This window comes from Rhizobium sp. RHZ02 (genome assembly GCF_014851575.1).
Classification (GTDB): domain Bacteria; phylum Pseudomonadota; class Alphaproteobacteria; order Rhizobiales; family Rhizobiaceae; genus Rhizobium; species Rhizobium altiplani.
The window spans coordinates 1-255 of the sequence record NZ_JACUZX010000131.1 but is presented as its reverse complement, the minus strand read 5'-3'; the positions used below and the strand labels follow the sequence as shown (position 1 = coordinate 255).

Sequence of the window (255 nt, the reverse complement as noted above, 5' to 3'; positions counted from 1 at the left end):
TCACCTTCAACATCGGACCGATCGACTCGAAGCTGGCCGGCGTCCTCGTCATGTTCGGCGCCATCATCGTGCTGTTCTTCGTGCCCTGGCTCGATACCTCGAAGGTGCGTTCGGCGGCTTATCGCCCTTGGTACAAGCTGTTCTTCTGGCTGTTCGTCGCCAATGCCATCGTCCTCGGCTGGCTCGGCTCGCGTCCTGCCGAAGGCACCTACGTGATCATGTCGCAGCTTGGCACTCTCTTCTACTTCGCCTTCT

At 59.6% G+C, this 255-nt stretch carries 1 pseudogene; it reads left to right on the top strand.

What is annotated here, in order from left to right:
- Window positions 1–255: pseudogene (locus IB244_RS31825) on the top strand (cytochrome b); the annotation flags it as partial.